Annotated in this window: 18 protein-coding genes; 5 read left to right on the forward strand and 13 right to left on the reverse strand. The window is 51.5% G+C overall.

From position 1 onward, the window contains the following. Positions 1-41 precede the first annotated feature (41 nt). Positions 42-893: a fatty acid metabolism transcriptional regulator FadR gene (gene fadR / locus BZG74_RS03955; protein WP_077771441.1), complete on the reverse strand. Its 852-nt coding sequence runs from the start codon at positions 891-893 to the stop codon at positions 42-44. Between the two features lie 397 nt (positions 894-1,290). Here fadR and nhaB point away from each other — a divergent pair, with 397 nt between their 5' ends. After that, positions 1,291-2,883 carry a Na(+)/H(+) antiporter NhaB gene (gene nhaB / locus BZG74_RS03960; protein WP_235605703.1) on the forward strand — a complete coding sequence of 531 codons (1,593 nt, stop codon included), beginning with the start codon at positions 1,291-1,293 and terminating at the stop codon, positions 2,881-2,883. 88 nt (positions 2,884-2,971) lie between these two features. Continuing rightward, a complete protein-coding gene (gene dsbB, locus BZG74_RS03965) occupies positions 2,972-3,511 on the forward strand; it encodes a disulfide bond formation protein DsbB (RefSeq protein ID WP_077771442.1) in 540 nt (179 codons plus the stop codon). Positions 3,512-3,516: 5 nt separating this feature from the next. On the opposite strand, the gene BZG74_RS03970 is transcribed toward dsbB, so the two are convergent. The 8 genes from BZG74_RS03970 to BZG74_RS04005 form a co-directional block, all read right to left on the reverse strand. Then, a complete protein-coding gene (locus tag BZG74_RS03970) occupies positions 3,517-3,972 on the reverse strand; it encodes a (deoxy)nucleoside triphosphate pyrophosphohydrolase (RefSeq protein WP_077771443.1) in 456 nt (151 codons plus the stop codon). A gap of 4 nt (positions 3,973-3,976) precedes the next feature. Next, positions 3,977-4,615 (reverse strand): YecA family protein, encoded by a 639-nt coding sequence (locus tag BZG74_RS03975; RefSeq protein ID WP_077771444.1) that lies wholly within the window; start codon positions 4,613-4,615, stop codon positions 3,977-3,979. Further along, positions 4,603-5,604 carry a tRNA dihydrouridine(16) synthase DusC gene (dusC, locus tag BZG74_RS03980; RefSeq protein ID WP_077771445.1) on the reverse strand — a complete coding sequence of 334 codons (1,002 nt, stop codon included), beginning with the start codon at positions 5,602-5,604 and terminating at the stop codon, positions 4,603-4,605. The genes BZG74_RS03975 and dusC overlap by 13 nt, the downstream gene beginning before the upstream one ends. A 116-nt stretch (positions 5,605-5,720) precedes the next feature. Further along, positions 5,721-6,452 carry a DsbA family protein gene (locus BZG74_RS03985; protein ID WP_077771446.1) on the reverse strand — a complete coding sequence of 244 codons (732 nt, stop codon included), beginning with the start codon at positions 6,450-6,452 and terminating at the stop codon, positions 5,721-5,723. A gap of 26 nt (positions 6,453-6,478) precedes the next feature. After that, positions 6,479-7,000 carry a protein disulfide oxidoreductase gene (locus BZG74_RS03990; RefSeq protein ID WP_077771447.1) on the reverse strand — a complete coding sequence of 174 codons (522 nt, stop codon included), beginning with the start codon at positions 6,998-7,000 and terminating at the stop codon, positions 6,479-6,481. Further along, complete coding sequence (locus BZG74_RS03995; protein WP_077771448.1) at positions 6,997-9,120, reverse strand: protein-disulfide reductase DsbD family protein; 2,124 nt, start codon at positions 9,118-9,120, stop codon at positions 6,997-6,999. Before BZG74_RS03995 ends, BZG74_RS03990 begins: the two co-directional genes overlap by 4 nt. Positions 9,121-9,169: 49 nt before the next feature. Then, positions 9,170-9,529, reverse strand: a complete 360-nt coding sequence (locus BZG74_RS04000; RefSeq protein WP_077771449.1) for a hypothetical protein — start codon at positions 9,527-9,529, stop codon at positions 9,170-9,172. Positions 9,530-9,620: 91 nt separating this feature from the next. Beyond that, positions 9,621-10,061, reverse strand: coding sequence for a YcgN family cysteine cluster protein (locus tag BZG74_RS04005; RefSeq protein WP_077771450.1), 441 nt, complete (start codon positions 10,059-10,061; stop codon positions 9,621-9,623). 162 nt (positions 10,062-10,223) lie between these two features. On the opposite strand from BZG74_RS04005, the gene BZG74_RS04010 reads away from it, so the two are divergent. Next, complete coding sequence (locus tag BZG74_RS04010) at positions 10,224-10,490, forward strand: YkgJ family cysteine cluster protein (protein ID WP_077771451.1); 267 nt, start codon at positions 10,224-10,226, stop codon at positions 10,488-10,490. A gap of 60 nt (positions 10,491-10,550) precedes the next feature. On the opposite strand, the gene BZG74_RS04015 is transcribed toward BZG74_RS04010, so the two are convergent. Beyond that, positions 10,551-11,411 carry a Tim44 domain-containing protein gene (locus BZG74_RS04015; protein ID WP_077771452.1) on the reverse strand — a complete coding sequence of 287 codons (861 nt, stop codon included), beginning with the start codon at positions 11,409-11,411 and terminating at the stop codon, positions 10,551-10,553. Between the two features lie 187 nt (positions 11,412-11,598). On the opposite strand from BZG74_RS04015, the gene BZG74_RS04020 reads away from it, so the two are divergent. After that, the gene (locus BZG74_RS04020) at positions 11,599-11,994 is read left to right on the forward strand and encodes an NINE protein (protein ID WP_046075271.1); all 396 of its coding nucleotides are present in this window, start codon (positions 11,599-11,601) and stop codon (positions 11,992-11,994) included. 110 nt (positions 11,995-12,104) lie between these two features. Continuing rightward, a complete protein-coding gene (locus BZG74_RS04025) occupies positions 12,105-13,967 on the forward strand; it encodes an MFS transporter (protein ID WP_077771453.1) in 1,863 nt (620 codons plus the stop codon). On the opposite strand, the gene BZG74_RS04030 is transcribed toward BZG74_RS04025, so the two are convergent. Genes BZG74_RS04030 through menB form a run of 3 tightly spaced genes read right to left on the reverse strand, consistent with a single transcriptional unit; the run spans position 13,964 to position 17,225 of the window. After that, positions 13,964-15,364, reverse strand: coding sequence for an AMP-binding protein (locus BZG74_RS04030; RefSeq protein ID WP_131825619.1), 1,401 nt, complete (start codon positions 15,362-15,364; stop codon positions 13,964-13,966). The genes BZG74_RS04025 and BZG74_RS04030 overlap by 4 nt on opposite strands. Further along, positions 15,361-16,350: an o-succinylbenzoate synthase gene (gene menC / locus BZG74_RS04035; RefSeq protein WP_077771455.1), complete on the reverse strand. Its 990-nt coding sequence runs from the start codon at positions 16,348-16,350 to the stop codon at positions 15,361-15,363. Before menC ends, BZG74_RS04030 begins: the two co-directional genes overlap by 4 nt. An 8-nt stretch (positions 16,351-16,358) precedes the next feature. Then, positions 16,359-17,225, reverse strand: a complete 867-nt coding sequence (gene menB, locus BZG74_RS04040) for a 1,4-dihydroxy-2-naphthoyl-CoA synthase (RefSeq protein ID WP_077771456.1) — start codon at positions 17,223-17,225, stop codon at positions 16,359-16,361. Between the last annotated feature and the right edge of the window lie 26 nt (positions 17,226-17,251).

Consider the following 17,251-nt stretch of genomic DNA (forward strand, 5'->3'; position numbering starts at 1 on the left):
CCTATTCACGGCGGCTTTTCACGTTTTGAGTATCGAGCGCGTTAAGCTTCTTCTTCGGCCATGTGCGCGGCAATCGTTTCACGATTACTAAACCACAATCCGCCACATTCGCGACCGTATTGTTTCACCCGATCGCCAATCATGGGGTGCTGGTTATTGGCCACCATCTCCCGTAAATCACTGTAGAAACTCAATGCGTTCTCACAGGCACGGCGATCCATAAAGTAATATCCGCCCACACGCGAATAAATCTGACGCATGCCATTAATGGTTAACACATACACCTTGTTGCCAGAAAAGTGCGCCATGCCTTGGAACAAACGATAGTCAAAGTGATTAAACGCGCGCCCCATACATATGCGCTCACACAAGGCGGGATCTTGCTTACCGTATTTGTCCTGGATCTTTTTAACGTCTTTTAAAACTTCACTTTGTTCATCAATAAGCTCCAAGAACTGCTCAAAGCTCTCGCATTCGAGCACTTGCTCACAGCGCTTGATCACATAATCGATAAGGTTCAAGCAGTCGTCGGGGCGGTTTTTCGCCGCATAACGCATGTACACGCCGCTGATATCGGTGCGCGCCGCAAGTAAGTCCTCAAGTACGCCATGGACATCTTGCCCCTCTAGGGTGACCAGGGTATCAAGAATACTCAGCCCCGACGTACGCATATAATCATTCACGCGTGTGGGTTTGCCATGTTGAATGGTTAACCAGCCATCACGCGCCAAGCGTTGCAACACTTCACGTAAGGTGGTGCGAGTGACCCCAATCAGTTCAGACAGTTCACGCTCTGCAGGTAAAATGGAGCCTTTAGGAAAGTGATTATTCCAAATACTTTCAATTATATATTTTTCAGCAAATGTTGCTGGGCTATCCGCCTTTATAACCATTGAATCTAAATTCCAATTTGCTTCTTGCTCTGATTAATAACTCATCATACCACCAGACGCCACCAGCAGAAACCGCTGAGTGAGATCACCGGATATCGCGTGACATCTGCTATCTTTTTGTACCAGATCAATGAAAAACTGGGCATAAATCGCAAAACTAACCCATACAAGATGTAACAAAATATGTCTGAGGCAAACTAGCGCACACTTATGCGTGACAAGGCTATCCATCCACGCGTTATGGTTACACGACGCGTCCTGATAAGCCTTGATCACTGATATCTGTCACCCTCTTACTGTGCCCATGCACTCGGTCGCCCATTGTGCGTTTGTGTCGGTGCACGTTACTCGCCCATCCGCGCGCTAGGTAGGCATAGATAACAATGAGACTTTCACTATGGCGAAGACCATGACACTCAGCACTGCGTTTCTTAAAAACTTTCTCGGCAAAGCGCCTGATTGGTATAAATTAGCCATTGTCGGCTTTTTAATTCTCAACCCTGTCATTTTCGCGATCGACCCTTTTATCGCTGGCTGGCTACTGGTGGTCGAGTTTATTTTCACCCTCGCGATGGCCTTGAAATGCTATCCGCTGCAACCCGGTGGCTTGTTGGCGATCGAAGCGGTGGCAATCGGGATGACCAGTCCTGCGCAGGTCAAACATGAGCTGGTTGCCAACGTTGAAGTCCTACTGCTGCTGGTCTTTATGGTGGCGGGGATTTACTTTATGAAGCAGCTTCTGCTGTTTATTTTCACCAAAATCCTGTTGGGCATCCGCTCCAAAATTGCCTTGTCATTGGCCTTTTGTGGCGCGGCGGCGGCACTCTCTGCCTTTTTGGACGCCTTGACCGTGATTGCCGTGGTGATCAGTGTCGCCGTGGGCTTTTATTCGATTTACCACCGTGTGGCATCGGGCAAAGAATTTGGCGCTAACCATGATCATACCTCGGATGAAAGCTTAAGCGACGAGCTTAGCCGCAACGATTTAGAAAACTATCGAGCGTTTTTGCGCAGCCTACTAATGCATGCTGGCGTAGGCACCGCCCTCGGGGGCGTGATGACCATGGTTGGCGAACCACAAAACTTGATCATTGCCGATCAAGCCAGCTGGCATTTCGGTGAATTTATTCTCCGTATGGCTCCCGTCACACTGCCGGTATTCGTCGCCGGCTTACTGACCTGCGCTCTGGTCGAAAAGTTTGCTTGGTTCGGTTATGGCGCACATCTGCCTCAAAATGTATTAAAAATCTTGGTGGAGTACGATAAAGCACAGCGGGCAAAACGTACGCCGCAGGATATCGCCAAGTTGGTGGTACAAGCACTGATTGCGGTGTGGCTGATCACCGCATTGGCTTTACATTTGGCCGCCGTCGGCTTAATTGGCTTAAGTATCATTATCCTTGCCACCGCGTTTACGGGCGTCGTCGATGAGCACCATATCGGCAAAGCCTTCGAGGAAGCGCTTCCGTTCACCGCGCTATTAGCGGTCTTTTTCTCTGTGGTGGCGGTGATCATTGACCAACACTTGTTTGCGCCTGTCATCGATATGGTGCTATCGCTGGAAGGCCACCTGCAACTGACCATGTTTTATATCGCCAATGGCCTGCTTTCTATGGTGTCAGACAATGTATTTGTCGGCACCGTATATATCAACGAGGTAAAAACCGCCCTACTCAATGGCGTCATTAGCCGCGAGCAATTTGATATGTTAGCCGTGGCAATCAATACAGGGACTAACTTGCCCTCAGTGGCCACGCCCAACGGCCAAGCCGCTTTCTTATTCTTGCTGACCTCTACGCTGGCGCCACTACTGCGTCTTTCATACGGTCGCATGGTGTACATGGCGTTGCCATATACCATTGTGATGGGCGTATTGGGTGTGATTGGCATTGAGTTTTTCTTGGTGCCTGCCACCGAATGGATGCTGCACCAAGGTTGGATTTCCGAGACCATACATATGACTCAGCAAGCAATACCTAGCGCTCACTAACACACTTCTACCATTGACCTTAGTCTCAACAAACGATTGAATAGCAAGGCTCTAAATATAGAGCCTTGTTTTTTATCAGGAGTGAGTTATGTGGCGCGCCTTAAACCAGTTTTCTCGCAGCCGAGCGTCCTGGCTGTTGTTGCTTCTATGTGTTGTCGGGTTAGAAGCCACAGCACTTTATTTTCAACACCATCAAGGGCTTGCACCTTGTGTAATGTGTATTTATGAACGCGTCGCGTTATTGGGTATCGGTGTCGCCGCTTTACTTGGATTGATCGCGCCCAACGACCCTTTTTGGCGTACTCTCGGCTTAATTGGCTTTGGCGTCACAGCCGGGTGGGCGCTAAAGCTCTCGTTAGAGCACGTAAGTTATCAATTTCCTGATCCGAACCAGTTGTTCGGTGCCACCTGCGATGTGGCGGTGAACTTCCCTTCTTGGGCGCCACTCAACCAATGGCTGCCATCCGTCTTTGAAGCCTACGGTGATTGCAGCAAAGTGATGTGGCAGTGGCTGGGATGGTCAATGCCACAATGGCTAGTGGGGATCTTTACCGCGATGTTGTTTGTCTGGGCGTTAGTGGTCATTGCCCAATTTATTGGCCGCCCCCCACGCCGCATTTTTTCGTAACGACGCTACATCATAGCGTCGGCTTTATCGGCGCCTGTGCAGGTCAACTCAGTGTCAAACTGATGACGTAATTTTTCAATCAAAGGACGATCAGCGGCACTGAACACTCCAGCATCGAGGCGACGAGGCTCACTCCAATACATCGCCTGATGCTGGTTGAGTGCTAACGTTCCATCAATTACGTCACACCAAAAGCTGCAAAGTACGATCACTTTATCGCCGTAATCGAATTCGGTTTCCAAAATTGGGGCGCCAACTTGGATATCTACCCCAAACTCTTCTCGCCACTCTCGCGCAAGTGCTTGCTGGTCGCTCTCGCCTTGCTCGACTTTGCCACCCGGAAATTCCCACCAACTAATAAACTGCGCATCCGGTTGGCGTTGAGCCACCAACACTTGGTGATCTTGGGTCGCAACACCGGCGACAACACGAAGGGAAGAGCATTGTTTTGACTGCTTCATCTAATTAACGCCCACAACATTTTTTAAATTTTGCGCCACTGCCACATGGACAAGGATCGTTGCGACCTATCGACTTAAATGGATTAACCTGGTGCGCACCATGCGTGCCTTGTTGTGCTTCATCCGCCGCTTTTGCCACTTCTTGGATCATTAAATCCAGTTGCTCCATATATTGCCCGGGCTCAACGTCAATGCCGACCTCTTTCATTTGCGCTAACGTGCCTGCTTCATCGTGCAGCAGCAACATGCTGGTGACTAAGGCGGATAGCATCCGGCGACTGCCATCATTGAGCGTCACCTCGTGCCAGTGCGGCTCAACATAGGGCCACACCGCTAAAAACCCCTCGGCGAACGCTTGGGCGTGCTCACCGCGCATCGACAACATTAAGCTATCCGGCAATAGATAATCATTACGCATTAGGGCGTGATATTGCTGCTCAAGGTGCGCCAGTACTGCCTGCTTATCGTCTTGATTGAGGCTAACGACCTCATCCTCCTCTTCAATGCCTGCAGTCACTAACACCGACAGCCAGGTATCAGGATCTAAAGGAGCCGGACATATATTCGCGGCCAGGAGGGCACCTTCAATAAAACTGGCGGGCATCCCCTCCCAGTGCTCAGAGAGTGTTACTAGTGTTGACATAAGCTTTCCTGTGTCATGAATTCTGTTTGTTGACGTGCTTTATCCAGCTCTCGAACGATTTCATCAGCGCGATTCAATACACGAATCGCTTTGAAACACGCATCTGCTTGCGGGTAATACTGACGCAAATACTTAAACCATTGCTTGATGCGGTTGGGGAAATACTGTGCCTTATCCCCTTGGCGCTCTTGCTCGGCATAGCGAATCAGCAATGCGAGCACGGCAGGCCAAGGCATCGGTGCGGCATCATCACGGATATGCTGACCGAGATTCGGCATGTTTAACGCCCCACGGCACACCATTAAGGTATCGCAACCGGTCATGGCTTGGCAGCGAAGTGCATCGTCACGGTGCCAAATATCGCCATTAGCCGTCACTGGAATAGCCACTTGTTGATTGATATCGGCAATTAAATCCCAACGAATGGTCCCCGCTTTGTAGCCATCTCGCTTGGTACGTCCGTGAACCACTAACTCATTCGCCCCCGCATCGGCCACCGCTTGGGCAATACTCAGATAGTCATCAAGATCGTTAAAGCCAAGGCGAATCTTAGCGCTTACCGTATGAGCCGGGTCAACCGCATCTCTCACGGCTTTGACCACATCAAACATATGCTCTGGGGTTTTAAGCAGCGCTGCCCCACCACGGTTGCCGTTGACGGTTTTCGATGGGCAGCCAAAATTAATATCAATTCCTTGCGAGCCCAGTTCGATGGCACGCACCGCGTTACCCGCCATCGCGTGGGGGTCTTGTCCTAAAAGCTGCACCCGGACCGGCGTGCCCGCGGTGGTGAAGCCCCCTTGCGCTAGTTCCGGACAAAAGCGATGAAAGACTTTTTCTGGCAAGCGTTGGTCGACCACGCGCACAAACTCGGTGACACAGAGGCTGTAGTGATTAATCTCGGTGAGCAACTTGCGCATTAACGGGTCGAGTACCCCTTCCATCGGGCCCAAGACGATACGTGGTGGTGATTGATGTGTTTGACTCATGCCATACCTTTGCGATTAAGGCGCGCTATTTTGCCAGCTTTTTCGCCAAAGCGCAGCTAACAAAAAAGCCAGTCAAAAAATGACTGGCTTTCATATCGTTAGCGACACCGGTGGCGTTAGCCGTCGGCTCTTGCCGCGTCAACCATGGCTTCTAGCTGTGGGTAAGGCAAATAGCCAGGTGCGACCTGCTCGCCGATGATCATTGCTGGAGTGCCTCTGAGCCCCAGCTCAACAAAGGCGCGATAGTTTTCTGCAACCGCTTTCCCGGTCACCTCTTTGCCTTCTAGTAACGCCTCTGTGTCGGTTTTCTTGGCAATTTTCTCTAATGAGCGGGCATCATGCATACCGCGTTTATTCATCAATAATTGATGAACCTGCGCAAAGGCCTCAGGTTTTTCCAGCCACACATTCATCGCATACACCGCTGAATTGGTGCCGAGTGATTCGATACTCTGCTGTTTGAGTGGTACGGCAATATTGATCACCTTGACATCATCATGCGCGGCGACCAATTTCTGTAACTCTTCTTCCAGCTTTTTACAGTATGGGCAGTTGTAGTCCATAAAGTTCACCACTGTGACGTCAGGGTTCTCAGCACCAATCCAACTGTGGGTGTCCGATTCAAACCAATCACGGCGTGCAGCAAGGTTTTCCTTTAACGTTTTTTGTTGTTCAACAAACTTTTGCAAACTCTGGTTGAGGTTGGCAATCAGTTTGGGGTTCTCTTCCAACAAGCTAACAATTTCGTCCAGTTGCGCTTGCTCAGTATCCGACAACGTATTCGCACTGACAGGAAGAGCCAGAAGCAGTAGAGCCCAAAAAGGGGCGATATAGCGAGATAAGGACATTGGGTTTCCTTTTGATAAATATAAAGTCATAACACCAGCCTTAACCATAGGCCAAGCGGTGTCGTGAAGCCTGTTGTGATTGACGTGATTTTTCCTTGCTCGATCACCATCACGGTGGGCGTCACTTTCACCGCAAATGCGTTAGAAAGCGCCCCGCTTTGATCGTTCACTACAGGAAAATCATAACCATGATGAGCAAGGTATCCCGCAACGTGTTTATCTGAGCCTGAGCGTAACGCGATCGAGACTACCTGCGCATGACCACTTAACCAATCTACCGAGGGTGTCACAAAACGGCAGACACCGCACCAACTTGCCCATACATAGACAAGCACGGGCTTTTGCTGCGACATGACGATCAAATCCTGCTGGCGGCCATCCAGCAAACGCATCGACTCGACCGGCATCTGACTGGTGTCGATATCGCGGCTTCGCCACCAATCCATCGCGGTACTCGATATCAGCACAAACACGATGAGCCAGCAAATGTCACGCGCACCGCGTTTGACCCGTTGACGCCAAGACCGTTTCATTTGCTTGGCTGTCATGGTGTTTTCGCCTGCTCAATCGCCGCCATCACCGCTCTATCAGTCAAAATAACCGGTAAGGCGATCCCTTCAGGCGCACCGGGGCCATAAACAATGTTGAACGGTACCCCATAACGCTGGTGCTTTTGCAAATACTGCGTCACGGTATCGCTCGGGCGCGTCCAATCACCTTGCATTGACACCACATTCGGTGCGGTGATGGCGTCATACACGGGGGATTGTAAAATCACACCCACTTTGTTGGCATGGCAGGTAATGCACCAATCCGCCGTCACATCAACAAACACCAATTTACCCTGATCCACCGCTTGATCGATCGCGGCCTCATCAAGACTCATCCAGTTTGGTTCCGAGTTTAATGGCGTTGCCCATCGCTGCGCGGTCAATGACGCACCAATCAGCCCAAGCACCACCACCACTAGCAACCCAGCCGTGCCTTTAATCGCCGCTAGTTTTCCAAGGGTGCGATATGTTAGCCACACACTGGCAACCAGCAGCAGCGTGCCCACTGCGATAGCGCCAGCAACGCCAAGATATGGCATCCACAACCAGAATAACCACACCGTGGTACCGGCCAGCAATAACGCGAATACCCGTTTGACATGATTCATCCAAGGGCCAGGTTTGGGCAATGCACGCGTCAGCCCAGGAAAAGCCGCGACCAATAGCCACGGCAGTGCCATGCCAACCGCCAGAGCGGTAAAGATCAACCACAAAGAGGTCAAGGACCCACCCAGCGCGTACGCCACGGCCGTACCAAGGAAAGGGGCCGAACACGGTGTGGCCAGTAAGGTGGCAAACACGCCTTGAACGAAGTGGCCGCTGGTGGTGTGGCCGCCGCGTGTCGCTAGCCACGTCTGCCAACTGGGCGGTAAGTCAAGACGCAGCACATCAAATAAGCTCAGGGCGAACAGCCAAATCACCAGCGTCATCACCCCAATAAATATCGGGCTTTGAAACTGGATCCCCCAACCGACGGCTTGCCCGGTGAGCTTTAATGCCATTAACAGACCCGCAATCGCCCAAAAGGACACCAGGATCCCCACCGCTGAGGCCAAAAACTGGCCGCGAATAGCGCCACGTGTGGCACTTGGATTGGCCACGATACTGTTGAGCTTGAGCCCAAGTACGGGGAGCACACAGGGCATTACGTTGAGAATCAAGCCACCCAAGAGGGCAATCCCGCCAATCATCCAAATCGATAATCCGGCTTGCGAAACCACACTGCCCGCCTGCACGATAGTGGCATGCTCAGCCAGCAGTTGCTTATCCATGACCGTCACTTGAACCGGTTTATCGGTAAGGTTGGGCGTTTCAATCCAATTGGTGACATCAAAGGTCGCGGTCAAGGTATCGCCATCACGCTGGATACTCGGCACGCCAAAGGTATCATCGATAACCGCATCACCATCCACCAGCATATCGGGTTGCTGCCAAGCTTGGCTCCCAGTCACAGTGACCGCGAGCTGTTGCTGATTGGTATCCCACACCGCGGACTCAATCTGTACACTGGGTAGCGGCTTAGGCACTTGGCTCATCGCTTGGTTGAACTGATACATCCGCTCACCATCAGCCTCAAGCGTGCTCGGGGTAAAATCGAGAGAGAGCGGATAGTCAGTAATCACACACACAGTGGTGCACGAAGATAAACGTAAGGTGGCATCCAGCGATACCGGCTGTTGCCACGTATTAACCTCAAAGGTCAGCGGGAAAGTCACCTGCCCTTTGTAGCCCAACATGGTCAGGCCAAGTAGCTCATGGCGACTAGGGGCCGGCCAATGCCAAGTAATATCGTCCAGGTTTTGGCTGTCGTTGATGATAAGTTCCGGCGCCACCCCGCCCTCGCCTGGCGAGCGCCAATACGTTTTCCAATGGCCTTGTAACCGGATAGAGAGCAACCCATCGAGGTGTTGAGTCTCTGGATGACCTTGTCCAGTTAATGCGAGGCGCGCCTCAACGGGCGGATGGTCGGGGTTACTGAGCCAACCTGTATCAGGCGCAGTGGCTCGTACCGCCGGGCTGAGTAGCAGTAAGAACAAAAACAAAAGCGGCAGTAAAGCAAAACCTTGCCAAACATAGCCGTGTTTAACAAAGCGCCAATAGTTTTTGAGTCGATTCATAAGTCTGTTCCTTGTTAAGAATAAATACGCTATTTAGGAAGCTGGCGCTTTATTCTCGGAACACACAAAAGCAAAGGTGCCGTCGTCGATAGGTGGGTGGGTCGTGAGTGGGTAAGGTGATCGATACACTAACGGTCGCCATCACCGCAAGTAGCACAATCAGCCACCAAAGTGGTGACGGTAGCCAGTCTAATGCCAACGCAGACGGATGCATCAACTGCTCAGAAAGCGAACACTTTTTACCCAGTGCGCTTTTTGCTCCCTCGGCGTCACCAATACTGACTGCTTGGCAAACCGCTTGCGCCCCTGATTGCCAGCTCAGTTGGTTTTGCAAGGCACACACTGCTAGAACCCATAACGCAATCGCGAGGGCCCAGCCAGCTTTTGAACGACGCGTGTACCTTTGCATTCCACCTCCTGTCGAGTTGGCGATCATTATGCCCAACAGCAGAAAATAAACAATGGGTTAGTCTGCACCACGGGGTGATAACGCTTTGGCGTTATCGCGGTTGCTGAGTCAACTGGATATGATCCTCCCAATCAATCACATCGATTTCGTACACCACGCTCTCTTTGACCGAGATCCCCGCTTTATGCATCGCCGCTTTTGATCCTGTGATCAGAGGGTGCCACTCAGGCAGCGGTTTATTCTCCGCCAACAAGCGATACGCACAGGTTTCCGGCAGCCAATAAAACTCATCAATTTTATCGCGGGTAAGCTTCAAACATGACTCTTCATACGAAAAGCGGTTGGGATAGTCTTTGCACGAGCAGGTTTTATCATCGAGCAAACTACAAGCGACATTGGTGTAGTAAAGCTCGTCTGTCTCTTCATCAATCAATTTGTGTAGGCAGCAACGGCCACAACCGTCACATAAAGATTCCCACTCCTCATCGCTCATTTGCGCTAAGGTTTTTTGTTGCCAAAACGGCGTGCTCATGATGTTTAATCTCTTTTTTATTGCCGCCTTTTCACGGCAACGACATTGCGCGCTTGTTATAACCATCATAGCCCTAAAGTGCAAGCAAGGCTTTTGTGGGTTGGATAGTGCAAAAGTGAGTGGTAGAGTGCCCGACTTTGCACGTTGACGGAGGCCATGACTATGCCAACTGCATCGCCATTTTCGTGCCGCCTTGGGTGTGGTGCTTGCTGTATCGCGCCTAGCATTTCGTCACCGATCCCCGGAATGCCAAACGGTAAGCCCGCTGACACCCGTTGTGTGCAGCTGGATGATCGCAACCTATGTAAGCTATTTGGCTCTGACAACCGCCCCGATGTGTGTGCCGCATTCGATGCCGACCCTGATGTGTGTGGTAATACCTATCAGCAAGCGCTCGACAACCTTATTTATCTGGAAGCGGCGACATAAAAAAACGCTGGCTTACCCTAGCCAGCGCTTGATCTCTCCGGTTGTTTTCAGAGCAACGGATTAGCTTTGAATACCCACGATTAGCCAAGGTGCGTTCGGCTGGCGTAAGTCACGCTCTAGGTGCCAAATATCGGTAATGTCCTCTTCCACGCCTTCAACACGGTCACAATAACGGCCGGTGAACTTCAGGCTCAGCTGGGCGGTGCGGCTGTCATAATCGGCGCGGACAATCTCTGCATCCACATACATGACCTCCGTATGCTGCTCTTCATCCAGTCTCGCACGCTCTGCCGCTAAATCATTATAAAGCTCGGGCGTCACATATTCTTGGATTTTATCCAACTCATTATGATTCCAAGCGCCTTGTAAAATACGATAATGTTCACGAGCACCACTTAAAAAGCTTTGCATATCGAACTGCGGAGGGAAATTAAACGGCACATCATTGTTTGCAGCACCAAACCCACCAGACGCCGCGCCTGTATCTGCCGCGTTTTGTCGGAAGGCATGAGGCTGTTCATGGTAATAGCCTTTATTTTGTCCCGCGTACGCTGGCCCTTGCGCTTGTGCGCCCGCTTTGGCTTGGGTAAGCCCGCGAAGAAATTTCATCGCAAAGTAAGCAATGACACCTAAAATCAAGATGTCCATGAACTGGATACCTTCAAAGGCACCGCCGAAGAAAGCGGCCAGTAAACCACCGGCGAGCAAGCCACCGAGTAGACCACCGGCGAGTCCTTTTTTGCTGGTTTTCGAGGTGTTTTGTTTGAGTGTGTTAGTATTGGTGGTGGTATTTTTGGGTGCAGGCGCGGTTTTAAAGCTTTTGCCAAACGATTTGCCGCCACCGAAGCGTTTTGCTTCTGCATAAGGTGCTGTTACAACAAAGACAAACATCAAGGCAGCAACAGAGAGTAATCTTTTCATTATTGCATCATCTGTGGTTTTAGACTGTTATCATGCTAGATTTTCGGGTGATGAAGTCAATTATCAGTGCGAGAATAATTGTTACCAAACGTCATCCTAGCCCCGCTGTTTTGCGGTCAGTAGGAACCATTTGCCTCGCCTGTACTCCAAGCCATTAGTATTCTTTTCACTGCAATAGGACCAAGCCATGAATGATACCCACAGTAAATTTGTTGGTTACTTACTCTGGATCTTTGGTTTTCTCGGATCCCACCGGTTTTACTACGGAAAACCGGTAACTGGCACCCTCTGGTTTTTCACTCTAGGCCTTTTCTTTGTTGGCTGGATTGTGGATTTGTTCTTGATTCCTTCCATGGACAAAGAAGCCGATCTACGTTTTCGCAGTGGCCCCACGGATTTTACCATTGCCTGGCTATTACTGACCTTTCTGGGTGTGTTTGGCATTCACCGTATGTACATGGGTAAATGGATCACTGGCTTTATTTACCTATTTACCGGTGGCTTTTTCTTAATTGGTGTGCTGTATGATTTTTGGACACTCAATGAGCAGGTGTCGATAAAAAACATGCAAAAATTCTCTTAGTCCTCCTTTTTGTTAACTAACTGGATGATGCGCAACGCATTCAAGGTTGCGCACACCTCGCTCGCTGCTAGTATAAGTCGCTTACTGCAACGCGAAATGGATCTGCCTACATGAGCCAACAGTTTCAGCTTTTACGCGAGCGACGTTTTTTGCCTTATTTTATTACCCAGGCATTAGGCGCGTTTAACGATAACGTCTATAAGAATGTGTTGGTGATCATGGTCGCGTTCGCCTCGGCCGATCAACTGCCGATGGATGCCACGCTGTTTATCAACGCCGCCGCTGGTCTGTTTATTCTTCCTTTTTTCCTATTTTCTGCCTTTGCTGGCGAGCTGGCGGACAAATACGACAAGGCGCTGATCATGCGGCGGGTGAAATGGTTGGAAGTCGTTATTATGTCAAGCGCCGCTGTCGCACTGTATTATCACGCTTGGAATGTGTTACTCGGCTTACTGTTTTTGATGGGCACCCAATCGGCTTTTTTTGGTCCGGTGAAATACGCATTACTACCACAAACGCTCAATGACAAAGAGCTTGTTTCAGGCAATGCCTTGGTGGAAACCGGCACCTTTTTATCGATTCTGCTCGGTACCTTGCTGGCGGGCTTTATTGCCCATCACCCTGACTCTAACCTGATCTCTGGGATAGCCGTATTAAGTTTTGCGTTGCTCGGCGTCATGTCTGCCCATGCCATCCCTCCCGCCCCCGCAGGAAACCCTGGACTCAATTTACGTTACCGGCCGGTAGCTTTAATGCGGCAAACCCTGCGCTTTGCGCGTAAAGACAAGGTCACCTTGCAAGCGATACTCGGGATCAGCTGGTTTTGGTTTCTAGGTGCCAGCTATTTAACCCAGTTTCCCAAATTCACCGCCTCGATCGGTGGCGGTGAAATTGGCGTGTCGTTTCTGCTCACCTTGTTTTCTGTTGGCATCGCTGTGGGCGCATTGCTGTGCGATAAGCTTTCTGGTCATCGTATCGAGCCCGGCATTGTCCCCTTGGGCAGTTTAGGATTAACCGGCTTTGGCTTACATTTGTTTTTTGCCACACCAGCCGCTCCAACGCTCCATACCAGCCTGCTTGCTTTTATCACTGATCCAGCCCTGACCTGGGTGTTTATCGACCTATTGATGATTGGCGTGTGTGGCGGGATTTTTATTGTGCCACTGTATAGTCTGATGCAACAACGCGCCGATAAAGCCGCGCGTGCGCGTGTGATTGCCGCCAACAATATTTTCAATGCCTTATTTATGGTGGGCAGTGCGATACTCGGTATCACACTCTTGGTGGTGGTGGAGTTATCTATTGCGCAATTCTTCTTGGTATTGGCGGTGCTTAACCTTTTAGTGGCGGTGTACGTTAGCAAACTGGTTCCCATCTTTGCGTTGCGCTTTTTTACCTGGATGGTCACCCATACCCTGTATCGAGTAAAACACCAAGACTTACACCATATTCCTGAAAAAGGCGGGGCTTTGCTGATTTGTAACCATGTCAGCTATATGGACGCGCTCTTGTTAGCTGGCGCGTGTCACCGCCCTATCCGCTTTGTAATGTTTGAAGATTTATATCAATTACCAGTGCTACATTGGTTCTTCCGTACCTCAAAAGTGATCCCCATTAGCCATCGTGGCCGCACGATCCGGGCCGCCATGAACGAGATTCAAAAGGCGCTTGATAATGGCGAAGTGGTGCTGATTTTCCCAGAAGGGCATCTTAGTTATGACGGCGAAATCGACCAATTCCGCCGCGGGATGGATATGATTTTGCAACGCTCTCCGGTGCCTGTGGTACCGATGGCGTTACAGGGCCTTTGGGGCAGCTATTTTAGCCGTCATGGCGGGAAAGCCATGTTAAAACTGCCCAAGCGGTTTTGGTCTAAAGTCACTGTCGTCGCCGGTCCAGCCGTTGAGCCTGAGCAAGCGACCTCAGAGCATATGCGCAATGAAGTCATTCGCCTGCGCGCCGACCGACCTTAGTCAATCGCTTGGCGTTGCGCCCATTGGGTTAATTGCGCTCGAGACGGTTTAATCCCCGCCTCGGGCGATAAAGGTGGCCAAGGTAAAAACGCGACCGGGCGTTGATAAGCGGGCAAGCGCCGACAATAGTCAGCCAGCTGCTGGGCGTTGAGATGGCACCGACTCTGGATAATCGCCAACGGACGCGCCCCGAATTCGCGATCGTCAACCGGAACGACCATGGCCTGACGAATCTCGGCACACTGTTGCAAATGTGCCTCAATCACCTCGGGCTGAACGTTCTCCCCACCGCAGATAAATTGATTATCCTTCCGCCCGATGATGCGCAGTGTCGGCGGCTGAACGTCTGTACACCAGCTGGCTAAATCGCGCGAAGCCAGTCCTGTAGAAGCATCAATTGGATGCAGGGCACCCGCTTGCCAAACCCCTAAAGCTAACGTCTCTCCGCGGTGGATTACCTCACCGTCATCCGCCACCATCAGATCGCGATAAGGCAAGGTGGTGCCCACATCATCCCGTCCATCGGCTCGCTTTAAGGTGACCGTCGATGCCGTTTCCGTCATCCCATACCCACACCAACAGCTTATCCCTTGTTGTTCTGCCTGCTCCGTCAGTGCACTTGAAATCGCAGCGCCACCGAGCAACACGTGAGATAAGGTGGAAGTATCTGGGAATTTTCTCAGTGCAGGCAACACGCGATAGAGCTGCGTGGGCACTAACGAGGCGTGGCTAACATGTGTGAGCGCCGATGCCATGCTTTCCCCACGACATGGATAGATAGCCAGCTGTGCGCCTTTATACAACCAACGCCATACAATGGCTAAGCCGGAGATATGAAACAGTGGCAACGATAAGAGCCAACGATCGACGCGGTTTTCTAGAGGTGTCGTCTTATCCGCCAAGCCCAAAAAAGGCAGCATTTGGGTTAAACCGGCAGCACTGGCGAGATGCTGGTGAGCCGCGTGAGCAATCACCTTAGGACTCCCCGTTGACCCGGAAGTTAAGGTTAACGTCAAAGGCTGATCGGGTTGCCAATGGCTCATCGTTGGCAGCACATTGACACGTGGTTCACACGAACGGTCAGGCAAAAATTGATAGACGCCAAGTTGACTCAGCACTGTGGCTTGCACCTCGTCACTTAAAGCTTGATTCAATACCAGCGTTTTTTTCCCTGCCTGCCAAGCGGACAACAACCCTATCACGAGATCTTGTGGCGCCAAGGTGCTGTCAAGCACCACAATGGGCGCCTCACCCTGTCGAGCTTGTTGGCCAGCCACGAGTGCGGTGAGTTCACCCCAAGTGAGCGGCATCTCGCTATCAATGGCTTTCGCATTCGGTGCCACAGCCGCCCAGTGCTGCCATGGCCACGTATCAAACCCAAACATGCATTGACTCACAAGGTGTTTATCCACACGAGTGGCTGGTCGTGGAGCGGGATCAATGGCTGCGACGCCCCTGGCCAGGTGCGATCGAGTTGATGCTGATAAATCCCCAATGTATCGAGTCCTGGCACGACACCAGGGGTCAACCAATCGGCCAATCGTGATAATTGCGTTAAGCCCAAACTGGTTTCTAATGCCGAGCTAATCACCGCCGTTTTCCCCAGCGCTTGCGCCCGGCTCACCCATTGCTCAATGGTGGCCAGATCGCCGAGTAAGCTGGGCTTAATCACCCAGGCAGATGCCAAATCGTGTTCAAGCAACGCAATGTCGCGTCTATCTGTTAAGCTTTCGTCCCACGCCAAAGGAAAGCCTAATGCCTGCGCTTGTAAGAGCGACTGGTTAGGATCGGGGCAAGGCTCTTCAATCCAGTGAATTCGTGCCTGGTGCGCCTCACTGAGCCCATTCCAAAAGCTGGCAAGTTGCTCAGGTTGCCAACGACGGTTCGCGTCAAGGCGCAACCTCAAGTCCGGCAACGCCTCTAACAGGGTCGCGATCATTAACCGATCGCGGGCGACCTCATACTCCCCCACTTTAATTTTTGCCTCATAAGGCTGGCCCGCCGGTTGTTGTCCCAGCGTCACCAACAAGGCATCAGGATCCCCCGTACACACGGGCACATGACGAAAGCCTGACTGAGTGGGCAAACGCTTGTCTAACTCGGCTTGCGCGATACTTAGCCCCCATGCCACGGAAGGAGGCAGTTGTGGCATGGCAATATTACGATGATCACACCAAACCGCGGTGGCAGCAATTAACGCATGACGTGCCTCAGCAAAGGTTTCTTGGCTAAAACCGGGGAGGGGCGCTACTTCGCCCCAACCACGTTGTGCTCCCTCGCTTAATTCAACCACCAAGCCCTCTCTCTCCGTTAACGGCTGATCACGGACAAATAAACCGGCATTGACTGGCAAGGTGTAGTGATAAATCCGTGCCTGTCTCATAGTAACCTCTATGGATTACGTGGGAAACGATCAAATTCAGGGCGGCGTTTTTCATTAAAGGCATTGCGCCCTTCTTGCCCCTCATCGGTCATGTAAAACATCATGGTGGCGTTACCAGCAAGCTCTTGTAGCCCTGCTTGGCCATCGCAGTCTGCATTTAAAGCGGCTTTTAAGCAGCGCAGTGCCATAGGGCTGTGCTGGAGAACTTCCCGGCACCATCGCACTGTCTCACGCTCAAGCTCATCCAGCGGCACGACGGTGTTCACCAACCCCATATCTAGCGCTTCTTGCGCATTGTAGAATCGACACAAGAACCAGATCTCTCGCGCTTTTTTCTGCCCTACGATTCGGGCCATATAAGACGCCCCCCAACCACCGTCAAAGCTGCCGACCTTGGGACCCGTTTGGCCAAATTGAGCGTTGTCGGCGGCAATGGTTAGATCGCACATCATATGCAACACATGCCCACCGCCGACAGCATAGCCTGCAACAGCGGCGATGACGGGTTTGGGGCAGGTGCGGATCTGGCGCTGAAAGTCCAGCACATTCAAATGATGCGTACCTTCATCATCTTGATAGCCGCCGTAGTCGCCCCGCACGGATTGATCGCCACCAGAACAAAACGCCTTCTCTCCCAACCCAGTAAGGATAATCACGCCCACTCGACTGTCGTAACGCGCATCAGCCAACGCTTGCATCATTTCTTTAACGGTTTGTGGCCGGAATGCATTGCGCACCTGGGGGCGGTTAATGGTGATCCGAGCGATGCCGTCGGCTGATTTATGGTAAAGGATATCGCTGAACGTCAGCGCAGTCGGCACCCACTCGATAGGGGCATAAAGTTCTTGTTCGGTCATTCCCGGCGTGACAGCCATAGTGTCTCCCTTTTCTCGGTTGCTTG

The sequence above is a fragment of the Salinivibrio sharmensis genome (genome assembly GCF_001995985.1).
GTDB lineage: Bacteria > Pseudomonadota > Gammaproteobacteria > Enterobacterales > Vibrionaceae > Salinivibrio > Salinivibrio sharmensis.

Coding starts and splice junctions, on each gene's coding strand:
- BZG74_RS03975 (WP_077771444.1), bottom strand. CDS start 4,615: ATGTCAACACTAGTAACACTCTCTGAGCACTGGGAGGGGATGCCCGCC.
- BZG74_RS04000 (WP_077771449.1), bottom strand. CDS start 9,529: ATGCAAAGGTACACGCGTCGTTCAAAAGCTGGCTGGGCCCTCGCGATT.
- BZG74_RS04025 (WP_077771453.1), top strand. CDS start 12,105: ATGAGCCAACAGTTTCAGCTTTTACGCGAGCGACGTTTTTTGCCTTAT.
- menC (WP_077771455.1), bottom strand. CDS start 16,350: ATGAGACAGGCACGGATTTATCACTACACCTTGCCAGTCAATGCCGGT.
- menB (WP_077771456.1), bottom strand. CDS start 17,225: ATGGCTGTCACGCCGGGAATGACCGAACAAGAACTTTATGCCCCTATC.
- BZG74_RS04020 (WP_046075271.1), top strand. CDS start 11,599: ATGAATGATACCCACAGTAAATTTGTTGGTTACTTACTCTGGATCTTT.
- BZG74_RS03985 (WP_077771446.1), bottom strand. CDS start 6,452: ATGTCCTTATCTCGCTATATCGCCCCTTTTTGGGCTCTACTGCTTCTG.
- BZG74_RS03995 (WP_077771448.1), bottom strand. CDS start 9,120: ATGAATCGACTCAAAAACTATTGGCGCTTTGTTAAACACGGCTATGTT.
- BZG74_RS03970 (WP_077771443.1), bottom strand. CDS start 3,972: ATGAAGCAGTCAAAACAATGCTCTTCCCTTCGTGTTGTCGCCGGTGTT.
- fadR (WP_077771441.1), bottom strand. CDS start 893: ATGGTTATAAAGGCGGATAGCCCAGCAACATTTGCTGAAAAATATATA.
- nhaB (WP_235605703.1), top strand. CDS start 1,291: ATGGCGAAGACCATGACACTCAGCACTGCGTTTCTTAAAAACTTTCTC.
- BZG74_RS03990 (WP_077771447.1), bottom strand. CDS start 7,000: ATGACAGCCAAGCAAATGAAACGGTCTTGGCGTCAACGGGTCAAACGC.
- BZG74_RS04005 (WP_077771450.1), bottom strand. CDS start 10,061: ATGAGCACGCCGTTTTGGCAACAAAAAACCTTAGCGCAAATGAGCGAT.
- dsbB (WP_077771442.1), top strand. CDS start 2,972: ATGTGGCGCGCCTTAAACCAGTTTTCTCGCAGCCGAGCGTCCTGGCTG.
- dusC (WP_077771445.1), bottom strand. CDS start 5,604: ATGAGTCAAACACATCAATCACCACCACGTATCGTCTTGGGCCCGATG.
- BZG74_RS04015 (WP_077771452.1), bottom strand. CDS start 11,411: ATGAAAAGATTACTCTCTGTTGCTGCCTTGATGTTTGTCTTTGTTGTA.
- BZG74_RS04010 (WP_077771451.1), top strand. CDS start 10,224: ATGCCAACTGCATCGCCATTTTCGTGCCGCCTTGGGTGTGGTGCTTGC.